13 protein-coding genes and 1 pseudogene are annotated in these 17,676 nt (G+C 64.0%); 7 read left to right on the forward strand and 7 right to left on the reverse strand.

The window, feature by feature from the left end; all coding sequences use genetic code 11:
• Positions 1-9 precede the first annotated feature (9 nt).
• On the forward strand, positions 10-1,203 hold the full coding sequence (locus AC1D75_RS06410; protein ID WP_495514454.1) for an amidase: 1,194 nt from the start codon (positions 10-12) through the stop codon (positions 1,201-1,203).
• 10 nt (positions 1,204-1,213) lie between these two features.
• Here AC1D75_RS06410 and AC1D75_RS06415 read toward each other — a convergent pair whose 3' ends face one another.
• The gene (locus tag AC1D75_RS06415) at positions 1,214-1,960 is read right to left on the reverse strand and encodes a FadR/GntR family transcriptional regulator (protein ID WP_495514455.1); all 747 of its coding nucleotides are present in this window, start codon (positions 1,958-1,960) and stop codon (positions 1,214-1,216) included.
• Positions 1,961-2,344: 384 nt separating this feature from the next.
• Between AC1D75_RS06415 and AC1D75_RS06420 the strand changes: the two are divergent.
• From AC1D75_RS06420 to AC1D75_RS06435, 4 genes and pseudogenes are all read left to right on the forward strand, one after another.
• Positions 2,345-2,473, forward strand: a pseudogene (locus tag AC1D75_RS06420) (DUF3830 family protein); the annotation flags it as partial.
• The gene (locus tag AC1D75_RS06425) at positions 2,470-3,273 is read left to right on the forward strand and encodes a GntR family transcriptional regulator (protein ID WP_495514456.1); all 804 of its coding nucleotides are present in this window, start codon (positions 2,470-2,472) and stop codon (positions 3,271-3,273) included. The pseudogene AC1D75_RS06420 and the gene AC1D75_RS06425, both read left to right, overlap by 4 nt.
• A 149-nt stretch (positions 3,274-3,422) precedes the next feature.
• A complete protein-coding gene (locus tag AC1D75_RS06430; RefSeq protein ID WP_495514457.1) occupies positions 3,423-4,814 on the forward strand; it encodes an MFS transporter in 1,392 nt (463 codons plus the stop codon).
• A gap of 161 nt (positions 4,815-4,975) precedes the next feature.
• On the forward strand, positions 4,976-6,298 hold the full coding sequence (locus AC1D75_RS06435; RefSeq protein WP_495514458.1) for a M23 family metallopeptidase: 1,323 nt from the start codon (positions 4,976-4,978) through the stop codon (positions 6,296-6,298).
• Positions 6,299-6,344: 46 nt separating this feature from the next.
• Here AC1D75_RS06435 and AC1D75_RS06440 read toward each other — a convergent pair whose 3' ends face one another.
• The 6 genes from AC1D75_RS06440 to AC1D75_RS06465 all read right to left on the reverse strand — a co-directional run bounded on the left by AC1D75_RS06440 (position 6,345) and on the right by AC1D75_RS06465 (position 15,961).
• Positions 6,345-7,541, reverse strand: a complete 1,197-nt coding sequence (locus AC1D75_RS06440; protein WP_495515994.1) for a M20 family metallopeptidase — start codon at positions 7,539-7,541, stop codon at positions 6,345-6,347.
• 14 nt (positions 7,542-7,555) lie between these two features.
• Positions 7,556-8,791, reverse strand: coding sequence for an aminotransferase-like domain-containing protein (locus AC1D75_RS06445; protein ID WP_495514459.1), 1,236 nt, complete (start codon positions 8,789-8,791; stop codon positions 7,556-7,558).
• 22 nt (positions 8,792-8,813) lie between these two features.
• The gene (locus AC1D75_RS06450) at positions 8,814-10,013 is read right to left on the reverse strand and encodes a M24 family metallopeptidase (protein WP_495514460.1); all 1,200 of its coding nucleotides are present in this window, start codon (positions 10,011-10,013) and stop codon (positions 8,814-8,816) included.
• A 79-nt stretch (positions 10,014-10,092) separates the two neighbouring features.
• Entirely contained in the window at positions 10,093-11,589 is a 1,497-nt protein-coding gene (locus AC1D75_RS06455) for an NAD-dependent succinate-semialdehyde dehydrogenase (RefSeq protein WP_495515995.1), read from the reverse strand.
• Positions 11,590-11,624: 35 nt separating this feature from the next.
• The gene (locus AC1D75_RS06460) at positions 11,625-14,690 is read right to left on the reverse strand and encodes an FAD-binding and (Fe-S)-binding domain-containing protein (protein ID WP_495514461.1); all 3,066 of its coding nucleotides are present in this window, start codon (positions 14,688-14,690) and stop codon (positions 11,625-11,627) included.
• An 8-nt stretch (positions 14,691-14,698) separates the two neighbouring features.
• Positions 14,699-15,961, reverse strand: a complete 1,263-nt coding sequence (locus AC1D75_RS06465; protein ID WP_495514462.1) for an aspartate aminotransferase family protein — start codon at positions 15,959-15,961, stop codon at positions 14,699-14,701.
• A gap of 87 nt (positions 15,962-16,048) precedes the next feature.
• Here AC1D75_RS06465 and AC1D75_RS06470 point away from each other — a divergent pair, with 87 nt between their 5' ends.
• Both AC1D75_RS06470 and AC1D75_RS06475 read left to right on the forward strand, forming a co-directional pair.
• Entirely contained in the window at positions 16,049-17,065 is a 1,017-nt protein-coding gene (locus AC1D75_RS06470) for a D-2-hydroxyacid dehydrogenase (protein ID WP_495514463.1), read from the forward strand.
• Positions 17,066-17,187: 122 nt separating this feature from the next.
• The gene (locus AC1D75_RS06475; protein WP_495514464.1) at positions 17,188-17,664 is read left to right on the forward strand and encodes a hypothetical protein; all 477 of its coding nucleotides are present in this window, start codon (positions 17,188-17,190) and stop codon (positions 17,662-17,664) included.
• The last annotated feature ends 12 nt before the right edge of the window (positions 17,665-17,676 follow it).

Consider the following 17,676-nt stretch of genomic DNA (forward strand, 5'->3'; position numbering starts at 1 on the left):
GTCAATTCGGTGATCACCTGGGTTGATCCGACTCCTGCGGTCACCGGGCCACTGGCAGGTGTTCGTATCGGCGTCAAGGACAACATCGAGATCGCCGGTGTCCGTTCGACCTGCGCGTCAGCGTTTTTCGCCGAGCGGGTTGCGACGCGCGACGCCTCGGTGGTGCAGCGTCTGCGCGCGGCAGGCGCCCAGATCACCGCCACGTTGAACATGGCGGAGTTCGCCGTCGGGGTGACGTCGCAGAATTCGGCAGCGGGTGGGCCGCGTAATCCGTGGGACCCGAGCAGGGTTCCGGGCGGTTCGAGTGGCGGCTCCGCAGCTGCGGTGGCCGCGGGGCTTGTCGATGTGGCGCTCGGGACCGACACCGGCGGTTCGATCCGACTGCCCGCGTCGGCATGTGGCGTGGTCGGACTACGGCCATCGCTCGGCCTCATCGACACCGCCGGCATCTTTCCGGTCAGTTCGTCATTCGACACCGTTGGACCGCTGGCCCGGTCGGTGGAGCAGGTCAAGGCGGTCTTCGACGTGCTGGCGCCGACCCCGAATGTTGCCATGCCGGACGGTCTGCGGATCGCGATGCCGATTCCGTTCATCACCGACGACGTCGATCCGGCGATCCTGGCGGCGGTCGCCGATACCGGCCGAATGTTGGAAGACATGGGACACAGCGTCATTCATGACCCGCTCGCGGGCATGGAAGATGCGCAGGACATCGTCTACACGATCATCTACGCCGACCTCGCCGACCTGCATCGGACTCGGTTGCGCGATCACCCGGAGCTGTTTCAGGAGGCGACGCGCGCGCGCATCTCGCAGGGGCTGACGATCTCGGCGGCGACCAAGGAAGAGGCTCTCGGCCGACGGGATCTCTTCCGCGCCAGAATGCGCGAGTACTTCACCGGCATCGATGTTGTTCTCACGCCGACACTTCCGGTCGATGTTCCGCACATCGCAGGTGGAGACGACGTGATCGTACAGTCTCGTCGGATGGGTCAACTGAGCTATCCGTGGTCGCTGCACGACGGGCCGACACTGAGTGTTCCGATCGGCTTTCATCCCACTTCGGGTATGCCCATCGGCGCGCAACTCACCGCTGCGCGCAGCGGTGAACAGTTGCTGTTCGCGGTGGCACAGGTTCTTCAGGATCGGATCGCATGGCAGCGAAAAGTTCCGCCGCTCAATGTGATCGGGACCAAAGAGTAGGCGTTCAGGATCAACGAGTAGGCCGATCGGGATCGGTGAGCAGAAGGTCCATCTGCTTATAGGCGTCGCCGAGGTGATCGAGATGACGTCGCATGAGGTTCATCGTGGTGATCGAGTCGCGTCGCTCGAATGAATCAAGAATCGCGCCGTGATCGTCGGCGACACAGGTGAAGAACCCCTCGGGGGCCGATTCTCGCCCGAATCGGCTTCCGAGGACCCGGAACACGGGTGCGGTGACCAGCTCGAGGAGCGGATTGTTCGCTGCGCGCAGCAGCACCAGGTGAAAACCCTGGTTTTTTTCGTATGTCTCCGGGCCGATGGTGCCGGACGGGTCGAAGATGGTGGCGCGTAGTTCGTCCAGCTGCGCTTCGGTGTGCCGGTAGGCCGCGACGCCTGCGGCAGGCACCTCGATGAGCTGACGCACCTCCATCAGCTGATCGACGGTCACCGCCGATGCAGCGGTCAGAAGGGTGACGCCGGTTTCGATGTGCGCGCTGATGTGACCGATGCTGGGGACCGATACGAAGGTTCCGCCGGTGACCCCGCGGGTGGTGTGGACCAGATTCTGGCTGGCCAGGGACCGAATTGCCTCGCGGACGGTGCTCTGGCCAACCCCGTATTCGCTGCGCAGCTCGGCTTCGGTCGGAAGGCGTGCGCCGGGCTGTAGTTCACCCGAGATGATGCGCTTGCGGATCGCGTTTGCCAGCACCGCGTACGCAGGATCCGCTGAACGCTGAAGGTCCTCTGGCACAATCACTTCCGATCATCGATCGAGCACTGCTTTACTTGATCAGCTTAGCCGAGTCATGCGTCGTCAAAGGCACTCGACGTTGCCGGGGTGCAGCATGCCAACGGTGGCGAGAACTGATGAATCAGTTCGTCTCATCGGCTTGTCCGAGGCGAATCGGGGTCGGCGTTGCGTGGACTTTTGCCCGCCCGGTACCTTACGGTTAATTGTCAACAATCTACCAAGATGTGAAGTCGGCAGCCGGACGGAGGTGAACACCGCACCGTGGATATGCGACAGAACTGGGGACTTCGCGGTCTCGGCGCCACTGACCTGCAAGTTCTCTACGGCGGTGACGAAACCTCGCCGGTCGACTACACACTCGCCCAGACCGAAACGGGGTCCGAGAGTGGTGTCGGCTGGGTGCCGGGCAATGTCTTCGCAACGATCGAGGAGGGTCTCGGGGAGTTCGCGGCGGCCTGCAATGATGGCTCGATGGGCGTCGCACGCGGTGGAGCATTGACCTATCAGAGGGTGGAATGATGTCCGACCCCACAAAACCTCCATTTTCGGCCCGTCCGGAACCGGCTCGCAAGCGCTCGGCGCGTTCCCGCGTCCTTCAGCCGCTGGTCCAGGAATCGACGCCGGCGATCATTGCGCGACAGTTGCGTAATGCGATCGCGAGTGGAGACTTTCCGCCGGGCTGCCAGCTGACAGAATCCGGGCTTGCCGCCGAACTCGGAGTCAGTCGTGGCCCGCTTCGCGAGGCGATGCAGCGGCTCACCCAGGAAGGCCTGCTGGTCAGCCACCGTAACCGCGGCCTGTTTGTGATCACCATGGACGATGACGACATACGTGACATGTACGTGGCCCGCACCGCGGTGGAACGGGCCGCGCTCGAACAGGTGATCCTGCGAACACCCGACGAGGCGGCCGGGGTGCTCGCCGACTGTGTCAGCGAGATGGAACGATATGCCGATGATCCGAACGGCCCGCAGATCGCGGACGCGGACATGGCTTTTCACCACACGCTTGTCGAACTCTCGGGTAGTCCGCGACTGTCGCGGCTGCACGAGACGATTCTGGTGGAGACCCGTATGTGTCTCGGTGCGATGCGCGGAACGTATGTGTCGGCGCAGGAACGGATCGCTGAACACCGCCGGATCGTCGAAGCGATCGAGGCGCGTGACATGAAGGCTGCAGATGATGTAATGATCGAGCACATGCGAGATGGGCTCAATCGAATCATTGCCGAACCGGGTGCGGTGTCGCAGTTTCCCGGCGCGGCCATCGATCCGAGCCCCAACGTACCCGTGAACCCGCTACCGGGTTCACGTAGCTGATCGGCGACTGGCGCTGATCAACCCCCTGAGGAGGAAGTCACAGAAGACACGATCGTTATTTCTGCTTTCAAGAACCGGGAGTAGATGCTTTTGTGGGCCTCGAAGACACCGAGATCGATTGAATGTCTTCAGTTTTGAGGGAGGTATCGATGAGCCCAGATTTACAGAAAACAACGTCCGCAGTACCACCGGGTTTCCCGGACCCGGATTCGCCGGAAGGCAAGAAGCTTTTACGCAAGGCAATTGGCGCGTCCGCTATCGGCAACGCGACCGAATGGTATGACTACGGCGTCTATGCCGCTACCACCACCTATCTGACCCAGGCATTCTTCCCGGGGGATCTCGGCACGATCGGCACGATGCTCGGCTTTGCCGTCTCGTTCGCGCTCCGTCCGCTCGGTGGCATGGTCTGGGGTCCGATCGGTGATCGTATCGGCCGAAAAGCAGTGTTGGCCATGACCATTCTGCTGATCTCCGGCGCCACCGCCCTGATCGGTCTGTTGCCATCGCATGCGGTTGCCGGAGTGTGGGCCCCCATCCTGCTGATTTCATTGCGGGTGGTCCAGGGCTTCTCGACCGGTGGTGAATACGGCGGTGCCGCAACATTCATGGCCGAGTATGCGCCCGACAAGAAGCGTGGCAAATACGGCAGCTTCCTCGAGTTCGGAACGCTCGGCGGGTTCGTGATGGGTACCGCTTTCGTGCTGGTCTTGGAGCTGTTCCTCAGTGACGATCAGATGTATGAGTGGGGCTGGCGGGTGCCATTCCTGTTCGCCCTGCCCCTGGGTTTGATCGGCCTGTATCTGCGCAGTCAGATGAACGACACCCCGGTGTTCACCGAGATGGAGGACAAAGACCAGATCGAGGGTTCGCCGTGGCAGGCGTTCAAGGACCTGCTGACGAATTACTGGCAGCCCATTGTGGTGATGTTCGGTTTGGTGATCGCTCTCAACGTGGCCAATTACACGTTGCTCGCTTACCAGCCGACCTACCTGAAAACCACCATCGGCATGTCCGAGAAGACCGGGACCATGGTCATCCTGATCGGTGAGCTCGCGATGATGGCCTGCATTCCGTTCTTCGGGGCCTGGTCGGACAAGATCGGGCGAAAACCCATGTGGTGGGGTTCTCTGATCGGACTCTTCGTGTTCGCGTTGCCGATGTACTGGTTGATGGGACAGGGATTCGGCTGGGCCATCATCGGGTTCCTGGTGTTGGGACTCTTGTACATCCCCCAGTTGGCGACGATCTCGGCAACATTCCCGGCGATGTTCCCCACCCAGGTGCGCTACGCCGGATTCGCCATCTCCTACAACGTGGCCACGGCTGCGTTCGGTGGTACCGCGCCGCTGATCAACGACGCGGTGACGGCCAACGAGGGCTGGGAACTGTTCCCGGCCGGCTACATGATGTTGGCCTGTGCCATTGGCATGATCGCGCTGCCATTCTTGCGCGAGACCGCAGGCGTTTCGATTCGCGGGACAGAGGTTCCGGGAGAGGAAACCGAGGTCGAGCGAAAGCTGACCGCCGATTCACTCTGAGTGACTGACGGATTCACACGGGGCTCGATCGCCAATTGATGATCGAGCCCCGTTTTCTCATGCATTGAAGAAGTGCGCAGGCAGGGGATTTGTCTGACTTTTGATCAGAAAGAATGCCAACTGGTATGTTTCGGGCCAACTTCTAGAAACCGGAGTATTTCGTGAGAGTAAGCCGCGTACCCACCATCATTGCCTCACTCGTGGTCTCGGTCGCGTTGGTCGCCTCCGGCTGCTCATCGGATTCGGACGCCGCCGACTCCACCAACACAACGACGGCGCCCCCGCCTGCCGGTTCGGTCGCCGGAGTCACTGTTCCGGACGCGTTCACCGCAATCACGGTGAACACCATCGGCAACTCGCCGCTTCCGTTCCTGGGTACGGACGGCAAGTACCACGTCGCCTACGATCTGCAGCTCACCAACGCCACCGCGGTGCCCTCGACCCTGGAGAAGATCGACGTCGTCGACGCCTCGGACCCGGCAAAGGTCATCGCGAGTTTCTCCGGCACAGCGCTCGTCGATCCGACGTGTGAGTACGGTGACTGCAACCGGCTGCGCGACCTGCCCGCGGGTTACGTCGACAGCAATGCGATTGCGCCGCAGGAGAGCAGGGTCGTGTTCATCGACTTCACCCTCGACTCCCTCACCGACGCGCCGAAGACACTCCTGCATCATCTGTACGGGACCGGTGCTGCCTCACCTGCTTTCGGCGCTCCGGGACCGATCGACTACCTGACCACTCCGCTGGCGCTTTCCACCCAGACCGTGCCGGTCATCTCACCACCGGTGCATGGCACCAACTGGATCGCGCTCAACGGATGCTGCGAGCCCGGGTTTCCGCACCGCAGTTCGCTGATGTCGCTCAACGGAAAACTCAACAACAGCCAGCGCTTCGCGATCGACTGGAAACGGGTCAACGACCAGGGCGAGTTCTACACCGGAGACAAGACCAACAACGAGAGTTATGTCGACTACGGGAGTGAGATCCTTGCCGTCGCCGACGCAACGGTGGTCTCCATTCTCGACGGGCTCGAGGCGAATGCGCCCGGAATCCTGCCGGCCAGCGACCCGACACTTGCAGCAAAACTGACGGTCGAAAACGTTGACGGCAACCACGTGATCCTCGATCTCGGTGGTGGTGTGTATGCCATGTACGCGCACATGATCTCCGGATCGTTGACGGTCAAACCCGGCGACAAGGTGACCGAAGGGCAGGTCATCGGAAAGCTGGGTAACACCGGCAACGCCAACGCATCGCATCTGCACTTTCAGCTCATGAACGGACCGAGTTTGCTCGGATCGGACTCATTGCCTTACGTGTTCAAGAGCTTCGACTACGACGGCCAGGTGGCACCGCAGCAGATCGCCAACGCCGACAACTACCTGACCGGAACCTTCCTGCAGGGCAAACTCGGCAGCCCCGAACCCCGCAAGGACGAGCTCCCGCTGAATCTCGCGATCGTGGATTTCCCCAAGGCCGACTGAATCCGCGCTGCAAACCGAGCGGCCCTTCGTGCCGAAAATGCCTGGCTCAGAGCAAACGTAACGCCAGGAGGGCGTAAGTCTTCGCAGCAGTGACCAATTCGGCGATCGACACCGACTCGTCGGGTCGGTGGGCCTGGTCGCCCAGCCCACCTGGACCCAGCACGATGGCCGGGATGCCGAGGTCGCGACTGATGAATCCGCCGTCGCAGGCGGCCGTCCATCCGGTGATGGTGGTGCTACCGCCGGCGTCGACCACCGCCGCGGAGGCGTGGGCGACCAGCCGATGGGCAGGGTCGGTCTCGAAACCCGGCATGGCCATGGTGACCTCGACCTCGACAGTGATGCCGTCGCGATCGATACCCGCCTCGGTGATCGCGCTGCGCAGCCAGTCGGCGACCTCGTGAGCGTCTTCGTCGGGCATCAACCGGCGATCGAAGCTGACGGTGGCGGTCGGCGCGACCACTGAAATGCCCTGCCCGCCGGCGATTAGTCCGGTGTTCCAGCTACCGCAGCCCAAGAGCGGGTCAAGCCGCTGTGACAGGGTGCGCTGGTTGACCCGAACCAGGTCGATGATCGCGGCGGCGGCATCGATGGCATTGCGGCCATCCGAGGGCCGACCGGAATGCGCTGCGCGGCCGGTTATCCGAACTTCGAGGTACGACGCCCCGCGGCAGGCGATCACGGTTTCCAGATCGGTCGGCTCGGCCACCACGCATCCGGCAAAGGTATGCGCCGGACTGCGGGTGACGAAGTCGCGGATACCGATTCCCAGATCCTCTTCATCAACCGTGCAGGCCAACTGAACCGGTCCGGGCAGCTGATGGCCCGAACGGGTGAGCGCTGCCATCGCGATCAGTGCCGCTGCCAGACCGCCTTTCATGTCGGTCGAACCGCGGCCGTAGATGCGTCCTTCGTCGACCTCGGATTCGAACGGAGGACGGGACCACCCCTCTCCGGCCGGAACGACATCCGAATGCCCGAGGATCAACAGTCCGGGTCCGCTACCTGTTCCGGTGGTGGTGATCGTCAGATTCGGCCGTCCGGGTTCGACGTCCCAGGTCGCCGTGTCGAGCCCCAGTGACCGGGCGGCTTGTTCGAGTACCTCGACGGTCAATTGCTCGGTACCGCCCGGGTTCTCACTGCCGGCATCGATCAGTGATCGGGTCAGGGTGACGAGTTCTGATTCGTCGATCAGCGCGAGCACCTGTGTCTCGATGGCGGAGACGGCTGCCGACGTGGCGATACCCGAGAGGTCCGTCACGAGGCGGCCACCGCCAGATCCAGCGCACTCTTCAATCGGCGAACACCCACATCGATCCGGTCCGGCGTACTCGATGCGAAACACAGTCGCAGTGCGTTGCCGAAGTGTCCGCCGGGGGAGAGCGCGGGACCGGGGATGAACGCCACGCCCTGTGCCAGCGCGATCTCGAAGAGTTCGCGGGTATCGACCTCGGCGTATCGGCCCGCCAGCGTGACCCACAGGAAGAAGCCGCCGTCCGGGTTGGTGGTCGAGAAGTCTTCGCCGAGATGCCTGTTCAGGGACGAGATCATGGCGTCACGCCGGATTCGGTAGAGGCTGCGCAGGGAGACCAGGTGGGCATCGAGGCCGCCGCGCGAGATGTATTCGGCGACGATGTGCTGGTTCGGGACGTTGGTGCACGTGTCCATCGCCTGCTTGCCGTTGATCAGTAGCTGCCGCAACGCCGGATCCGCGTCAACCCAGCCCACGCGCCACCCGGGCGCCAGGATCTTCGAGAACGTCCGCACGGAGAACAGCAACGGGTCGTCGGGACTCAGGGTCCGGAATGTGGGGATGTCTTCACCGGAAAACCGAAGCAGCGCATAGGGATCGTCATCGATGATGACCGCGCCCCACTTGTGGGCCAGTTCGAGCAGGGCCTTGCGCCGCTCCAGCGACAACGTCACACCCGACGGATTCTGGAAGTTGGGGATCGTATAGATGGCCTTGGGCGTGCGACCGGTGCGGGCGACGAGGTCGGGGAGCCGGTCGACCAGCATGCCCTCGTCGTCGACCGGAACTTCGAGGAGCTGCGCGCCGTATGACAACGCGGTGGCACTGCCGTTGGTGTACGTGGGGGATTCGGTGATCACCAGATCGCCGGGATCGATGAACAACTTGCAGGCCAGGTCGAGTCCCTGCATGCCGCCGGTCGTGATGACAAGACGATCCTCACTGGACGGATCCGGTGTGCCTGCAAGGTATTTCACCAGCAGGTCCAGCAATCGCGGTTCGCCCTCGGAGGCCCCGTAGGTGAACGACGTGTGATCGAGGATGCTGCCTGCGATCTCGCGGAATTCGTCGGCCGGTACCGCCTCGTCGGCAGGCGAGCCCATCGCGAAACGCACGATGTCGTGTTTTTGCGCGGCGAGAAGCGATGTCGACGAATCGATCATCGATCCCACCAGATCCTTGGCCCGGTCGGCGAGTGGGAATGTGGGTGCGCCCGCGAGCGGGAGTTCGGTTGCGGTCATGCGTTTTCCTCTCACTTTCCGATCAGCTCGCTTTCCTGATCAGTTCTCTGGGGAAACTGGTGAATGTCTCCACGCCGGTGGCGCTGACGCGTACCGATTCGGACAGTTCGAATCCGTATCCGTCCATCCACATGCCGCAGACGATGTGGAAGGTCATGTTCTCTTGGAGGAACGTTTCGTCCTCGGTGCGGATACTGATGGTCCGCTCGCCCCAGTCCGGCGGATATCCGATGCCGATGGAATAGCCGAGCCGGGAATGTTTTTCGAGGCCGTACTTCGCGAGGGTCCAGTTCCAGATCGATGCGAGTTCGCGGGTGGCCACGCCCGGGGCGATGGCGTCGAGAACATTGTTGAGGCCTTCGGCGGTGGCACCCGCGACGTAGTCGACGTCTTTGTCGACCGGCCCCAGGGCCACCGTGCGGGCCAGTGGGCAGTGGTATCGGTTGTGGGCTCCGCTGAGTTCGACGACCACCGCCTCACCACGGACGAACGTGCCCTGATTCCAGGTCAGGTGTGGGGTGTCGGCGGCCGCTCCGGTGGGCATCATCGGGACGATCGCCGGATAGTCGCCACCGAACTTGTCGGTGCCGGTGATCTGCGCCTGCGAGATGGCCGCTGCCGCATCACATTGGCGCACACCGATGCCGATGGTGTCGATGGCGGCGCGCATCGCCTCCGAGCACACCATTCCGGCTTGGCGCATCAACTGGATCTCCGCATCGGACTTGACGGAGCGCACCCAGTTGACGAGTTCGAAGCAGTCGACGAGCTTCCACTCGGGTATCGCATTGACCAACGCGCGATATGCCTTGGGTGAGAAGAAGTGTGAATCCATCTCCAGCCCCACCGAGCCGCCCCGTGACGCGGGTGCGATGAGATGCCGCTGGCGCAGCGCAAATGCCACCCAGTCGAACGGATGAACATGTGGCCGGTGCACATAGTTTTCCGGGTATCCGACGATCTGCTCGGGCGGCAGCCAGGTGGTGCGGTGGGCGCCGTGGGCGTCCATCTCCCGCGCGAAGAACACCATGTCGCCGTCCATCGGCACGAACAGCATCTGCGGTGTGTAAAACGACCAGGCGTTGTACCCGATGAGATAGAAGATGTTCGCCGGGTCGGTCACGATGATCGCCGACAAACCCTGGCGGTCCATCAGGGTTCGTACCCCGGTGAGCCGGGTCTGGTACTCGGTGTCGCTGAACAACTGGGATCCTAGATACATCTGTTCACACCTCCCTCTGCTGTCGAATCGCCCTGCTGTCGAATCGCTTTGGTGCCGTCTGGATTTCGCTGCCGGATTATCAAGTCCGTGGAATCGCCAGGTATTTGATCTCGAGGAATTCGTCGATGCCGACCCGTCCACCCTCGCGGCCCAGGCCCGATTGCTTGACGCCACCGAATGGTGCCGCGGGATTCGAGACCAGGCCGGTGTTCAGGCCCACCATCCCCACCTCCAGTCCGGCGGACATCCGCAATCCGCGGTCGATGTCCTGGGTGAACAGGTAGCCGACCAGACCCCAGGGGGTGTCATTGGCCAACTCCAGGACCTCGTCTTCCGTGTCGTAGGGGATGACGGGCGCGACCGGACCGAAGATCTCGGTACCCATCAGCTCCGACTGCGGGTCGACATCGGACAACACCGTCGGCAGGTAGAAGTAGCCCTCGGTCTCTGATCCGTCCGAACCGGCACCGGAGACGGAGCCGGAGGCGGTGCTCGACCCCTCTCCACAGAGCACCTTGGCGCCACGGCTGACGGCGTCGGCGACGAGCTCCCGAACCTTGTCGACCGCTTTGCGTTCCACCAATGGCCCGACGTCGGTGCCGTCTTCGGCACCGTCACCGACCCGCAGTGCCCCCATCCTCGCGGCCAACCGGGTGGCGAACTCGCCGGCGACGCTGCGGTGCACGAACAATCGGTTGGCCGCGGTGCACGCCTCACCCATGTTGCGCATCTTCGCCACCATTGCACCGTCGACGGCCTTGTCGAGGTCTGCATCTTCACAAACGATGAACGGTGCGTTGCCGCCGAGTTCCATCGAAGTCCGCATCACGGTCCGGGATGCCTGTTCCAGCAGCAGTTTTCCGACTTGGGTGGAACCGGTGAAGCTGACCTTGCGGGCGAGTCCGCTGTCCATCCAGGTCTCGACAACCGTGCCTGGTTCGTCGGTGGTCACGATGTTCAGGACGCCCGCCGGTAGTCCGGCGATGGTGAGGATCTCGGTCAGGGCAAGGGCGGTCAGCGGAGTCAGTTCGGCGGGTTTGAACACCATGGTGCACCCGGCGGCGATGGCCGGACCGATCTTGCGGGTACCCATTGCCAGCGGGAAGTTCCACGGCGTGATCAAAATGCACGGCCCCACCGGCTCTTTGGTGACGATGATGCGATTGCGGCCATCGCCGGTGGTGGTGTGGCCGCCGTCGATTCGCACCGCCTCCTCGGAGAACCACCGGAAGAACTCTGCGGCGTAGGCGACCTCACCCTTGGCCTCGGCCAGCGGCTTGCCCATCTCGGTGGTCATGATCAGGGCCAGATCATCCTGCCGGGCGAGGATCAGTTCATATGCTCGGCGCAAGATCTCGCTGCGCTCGCGAGGAGATGTCGCGGCCCAGGCCTTCTGATGTTTGGCTGCGCTGTTGATCGCGGCTGCGGCGTCGGCAGCTCCGCCCTTGGCGACCTTCGCGATTCGCTGACCGGTGGCCGGGTTGACGACGTCGAAGGTTTCGCCGGATGCTGCCGGTACCCACTGCCCGTCGATGAACAGTGCGGTGGGAATCGATCCGATGAGACCGGCGGCCAGAGCCTTTCGGTCCGTACTCAGTACTGGGGACGCGCTCACGGTGTACCTCCTTCAATCGTGCTCTGTTGCGGGGTGTCGGCTGCGGGTGTTGCGGGGGCGAGCAATTCGGCCAGATGCACGGATCGGACCTCGGGAACGGTTGCGTCGGTGGCGGCGAGATGCGAAACCGCCATCGCGCAACTGAATCCATCGGTCAGTACCGGGGTGTGGGCGGCTCGCGTTCGCAGGGCCGGCGCGAGGGCCTGCTCGGCCACCCGCATGCTGACGTCGTAGTGGCCCTTCTCGAAGCCGAAGTTGCCTGCCACGCCGCAGCAACCGTCGGCCTGGTGGACGGTGGTGGCACCGAGGCGGCTCAGCACCGAGGTTTGGGTATTCGGTCCGAATGTGGCGTATTCGTGGCAGTGGGTCTGGACCGTCACTTCGGCGGGGAGTGGAATCGGTGGCTGCCATCCGTTGTCGAGGAGCGCTCCGATCTCTGTGGCAAAGCTGCGGACCCGGGCGGCAACCCGTTTGGCCGCGTCGGTGTGCACGAGCTCGGGGAGGTCCTTGCGCAGGGCGGCAGCGCAACTCGGCTCGGGGACGACGATCGGCCGGCCGGTCCCGTCATCGAGCGCAAGTGCGGTGCGTTCGAGCACCTTCTTCGCGCGTCCGAGTTGGCCGGTGGAGATCCAGGTCAGTCCACAGCAGTTGTCCGACTCGCAGCTGACCGTCCGCCCGGCGCTGCCCAGCACGTCGGCGACCGCGGCCGCCACCTGCGGCCGGAATGCCTTGGTGAACGAATCGACGAACAGGACGGTGTCGGCGGCCGGATCGATCCCGAGCCCGGACATCGAGGCCCGCACCTGTTTACGAGTCGAGAACGCAGGCATGGTGCGCCGGGGATCGATGCCACCGGCTTTCGCGGCAACCCGGGCAAGGGGTCCGGACAGTGATCGGTTGATCAGCGGCGCCAGGGGCGCAGCGGCTTTCAGCCAGGCGGGCATCCACCCCAGTGAGTAGTGCGACAGAGGTCGCACCCGGCCCCGGTAGTAGTTGGAGAAGAACTCCGACTTGTAGGTGGCCATGTCGACCCCGACCGGGCAATCGGTGGAACAGGCCTTGCACGACAGGCACAGGTCGAGGGCCTCCCGCGAATCCTCATCGCGCCAGCCCGCTTTGATGTCCGGTGCGGTGCGGACCATCTCCTGGAGCACCCGGGCGCGGCCGCGGGTGGAGTCCTTCTCGTCTCCGGTGGCGCGAAAGCTCGGACACATCACGCCACCGGACGCCGATCGGCATCGCCCGACGCCGATGCATCCCTGAACGGCATGCACAAACGGGTCGAGGCCGGGTTTGCCGCCGTCGGCAAGGCCGGGTGTCCCGAGATCGAATGTGGTCCTCCAGCGCCGGTCCGGTACATCGGCGAGTACGAGATTGTCATCGATCCGATCCGGGTCGACAATGCTGCCGGGGTTGAGGATGCCTGCCGGATCCCAGATCCTCTTGAAGTCGGAGAACGCCGAGATGAGCTCGGGTGAGTACATGATCGGCAGGAACTCTGAACGGGACCGGCCGTCTCCGTGTTCGCCGGAGAGCGAACCGCCATGCGCGACAACCAATTCTGCTGCCTCGGTGCAGAAGCGGCGCATCACGGCGCGACCCGCCGCGCTGCGGAGGTCGAACGTGATGCGCACGTGCATGCAGCCGGCACCGAAGTGCCCGTACATCACGCCTGTCAGACCATGCCGGTCGAGGAGTTGCTCGAACCCCTCGAGATACTCGGCCAGGTTCTCCGGTGCTACGGCGGAATCCTCCCAGCCGGGCCAGGATTCATAGGATCCGCCGTGTCCGCCTTCTTCGGGCGCGACGTCCTCGGGGTCGACCAGTCTCGACGAGAGTCCGGCGCCGTCCTCGCGTATTCGCCAGAGTGAGAGTCGCTGCGATGGGTCCGGGACAGTGCGTCCGTCGACGAGGCGGCCGTTGGTGCGGAGTTTGGTCAATAGTTCTGCTGCGACCTCGGCAGGGCTTGCGGAGACGAAGCCGGAGGCGGAGCTCGACCGCGTTTCGTCGAAGCCGGAGGCGGAGCTCGACCGTGTCTGGACGCTTTCTTCGTCGAGATCGACGTAGAGCCAGGCATTTCCGTCGGGTAGGCCGAGGATCGAGTCGTCGCCGCGGCGGGCCCGCATGGTCGCAACGATCCGTTCGTCTATTCCTTCGATCGCGGACGGGGCGAACTCGAGGAGGGTTGGCACGTCGCGGGCGGCGTCGACCACGTTGCGGTAGCCGAGGGCGAGCAGCAGTGGGCGGGTGGCCGACGGGACCAGCCGGACGGTGGCCGACACGACGATCGCGCAGGTTCCCTCGGTGCCGACGAGTGCCCGCGCTACGTCGAAACCGTTCTCCGGCAGAAGTTTTGCGAGGTGATAGCCAGAGACCTGACGTGGTATGCGCTCCATCTCGGTCCGAATCGCGCCCAGATGCGACGACGTCAGTTCGCGCAGGCGCGTCGAGAGTTCGGCAGCGCGGTCGGTCGCGGCTGGGTCTGATGGGTCAGTGGCAACCAGTCCGGTGCGGGTGGCGGTCAGTTGCAGTCCATCCGCGGTGACCAGGTGCAGTGATTCGACGTGATCGGTGGTGCGGCCGTGACGGACCGAATGATTGCCGCACGCGTCGTTGGCGATGGCACCGCCCAGGGTTGCCCGTGATTGGCTCGACGGGTCGGGGGCAAACGTGAGCGAGCCGTCGGTGGCTTTGCGGACCTCGCCCTGCAACGTGGTCAGGACGATCCCGGCCTGGGCGACCGCCGTACGTTGTTCGGCATCCACGTCCAGTGTGCGGTTCAGGTGGCGTGAGAAGTCGAGGATCACCCCGGTGCCGATCGCGTTCCCGCCCATGCCCGTTCCACCACCACGTGCGGTCAGGGTGAGCTCGTTGCGATGGCAATACGCGGCAACCTTCGCAACCTCGGAAGCGCTGCGAGGAAACACCACAACCAGCGGTCGCAGGCGATAGTTCGACGCGTCATACGCGTATTCGGTTCGCCGACGCGATGAGGCATCGGCGCTCAGGCCGAGAGCGGTCAGGTCAGCGTAGATATGGTCGGGGGAGGGGGCCAAGTCCATGACCCCCACTATCCAAGGGTCGCGGTCAGAGCGGCTTCGAACCTGTTCAAACCGGTGGCGATCTCGTCTTCGGTGACCACCAGCGCGGGGATGAGGCGGACCACGTTGCCCATCGGGCCGCAGGTCAGGGTGAGCAACCGCTCGGGTATGCAGGCCTGTTGCACGGCTGCGGCGGCTGCGGCGTTAGGAGCACCGGACGCGTCGACGAACTCGATGCCGGCCATCAGCCCGAGCCCGCGGACGTTTCCGATCTCGCCGAACTTCGGGGCGAGCTCGCTCAACCCCTGCAGCATCTGGTCGCCACGGAGCCGGGCGTTGTCGACCAGGTTTTCTTCGGCGATGACCTCGAGGGTGGCCACCCCGGCGGCCGCAGCCACCGCGTTGCCGCCATAGGTTCCGCCCTGCGATCCGGGCCAGGCCTTGGCCATCAGCGCCTCGGGGGCCGCGATGGCCGAGATCGGGAATCCGGACGCGAGGCCCTTGGCGGTGATCAGGATGTCGGGGGTCAGGCCGTCGGTGTGCTGGTGGCCCCAGAACTTTCCGGTCCGTCCCACTCCTGCCTGCACCTCGTCGAGGATGAAGACGATGCCGTACTTGTCTGCGCGTTCGCGCAACCCGGTGAGGAATGCCTGCGGGGTGGGCAGGTAGCCGCCATCGCCGAGTACGGGCTCGATCAGGAACGCGGCGGTGTCGTTCGGTGCGACGCGGGAGGCGAAGAGGTAGTCGAGTTCGCGGAGTGCGAAATCTACGGCGGTCTGCTCGTCCCAGCCGTAGCGATACGCGTACGGGAACGGGGCCATGTGGACACCGCCCATCAGCGGTGAGAAGCCGGCGGAGAATCGGGTGCCGGCGGTGGTCAGCGTCGCCGCGGCGACGGTACGTCCGTGAAAACCGCCCTGGAACACCACGATGTTGGGGCGCCCGGTGGCCATGCGCGCCAGTCGTACAGCGGCTTCGACGGCCTCGGAACCGGAGTTCGCGTAGAACACCGAATCCAGGCCGACCGGAAGATGTTCACCGAGCTTTTCGGTGAGTTCGAGCAGCGGTTTGTGCATCACGGTGGTGTACTGCGCGTGGATGATCTTGCCGCACTGTTCCTGCGCTGCAGCAACCACTTTCGGATGGCAGTGGCCCGTACTCGTGACACCGATACCGGTGGTGAAGTCGAGATAGTCGACGCCGTCGGTGCCGTGAATCCACGACCCGTGCGCATGGTCGACGACGACTGGTGTCGCTTGTTTCAGAGCGGGGCTCAACTTGGTGGGGCTCATTCGTACACCGTGACGCCAGATTGCAGGATTGTCAACAATTAGACAGTTGCGGTCGAAGATGTTGGGTCACTGCCTTAACGTGGCCACATGGGACTTGGTCAGAACACAACCCGCCAGAACACGACAGACCGGCCGGTGGTTGCGCTCTTGAGCCGCGAGGGACTGGAAGAACCCGCGAATCTGGCGCAGATCCGCGAGGTCGCCGAAGTGCGTATGTGCACCACCACGAGCCTCGGGGCCGCACTGGCGGATGGACAGGGCGCCGATGTCCTGCTGCTCTGGGATTTCTTCTCCGCGGCGCTTCGGGAGAACTGGGCGCATGCGAAGGCCTTGCGATGGGTGCACGTGTGCGCCGCCGGCGTCGACGCGATGCTGTTCGACGAATTGCGGTCGTCGCAGGTCACGGTCACCAATGCCCATGGCGTCTTCGACGGGCCGATCGCCGAGTTCGTACTGGGGTCGATCATCGCCCAGGACAAGCAGTTCCACCGGTCAAAGCGGCTGCAGCACGAGAAGCGGTGGGAACGTCGCGACACCGTCCGGACCGCAGGTCGCAGTGCCCTGGTGATCGGGACCGGCGGGATCGGCCGGGCGGTGGCCCGGTTGCTGCGGGCCGCCGGGCTGCAGGTGACCGGAGCCGGTCGTACCCGACGCGTCGACGATCCGGACTTCGGGACGGTCCTGGCCACCGATGACCTCGCCGGGTACATCGGACGGTTCGACAACGTCATCACCATCGCCCCGTTGACGGAGAAGACCACGGGGCTGATCGACGCAGAAGTGCTGGCGGCGATGAAGCCGACCGCGCACCTCATCAACGTCGGACGGGGTCAGCTCGTCGACGAACGTGCGCTCATCGATGCGCTGCGGTCCGGGAGTCTCGCGGCGGCGTCGCTCGACGTGTTCGAGGTGGAACCCCTACCGGAGGCGAACCCACTCTGGGAGATGGAGAACGTGAACGTCTCGGCCCACATGAGCGGGGACGTCGTGGGCTGGCGCGACGAGCTGGCCGACCTGTTCCTCGACAATCTGCGCAGGTATGCGGCGGGGCAGTCACCGACCAACGAGGTAGACAAGACGGCCGGGTATGTACGGGCCGGCTGAGGAGCCGGGGCCTTGCCGGGTCGACCGGAAGCGGCCGGGTACGCGCAGGCCGGCTGACATGTTTCGCCCACGTTGTGCCTATTCACAGATGGATCTCAGGCTGGGCTTCTATGTTCGGTCACGTGCCTGAAATCCGACCGCGCTCGACGATTGTCGTGACGTTGTTGTGTGTTGCCGGGCTGGCTGTTGCCGGCGTGGCGCTGGCCTATTGCGTCCATCTGGGAGCGCAACGCGACGACTCCGGGCAATCCTCGGCGGAGTTCACCTACATTCCGCCGAGCCAGGCCGGATTGAACTCGACCGATGACAGCGCCGAGTCCGACGTGCTGCCCGAGGAACTCAAGACCGAGCGGTCGAAGATCATGCTCTGCACGATCGACAGCATCAGCGACGAGTTCCTGTCGGTCCACACCCCGGACGGACGCAAGCACCAACTGACCCTGAGCCCGGACACCCACGTCGAATCCGCGAAGGGCAGCGAGGTGACCGACCTCGCGAAGGGCGACCTGGTGGTGGTCAGGGTGGTCAAGAGTGACGACACCACCACCGTCGACCTCATCGTCGACGGACGGGTGTCGGCGTCGGTACCCGACAACTGACGACAATGCGGC

The sequence above is a fragment of the Williamsia sp. Y712 genome (assembly GCF_059445525.1).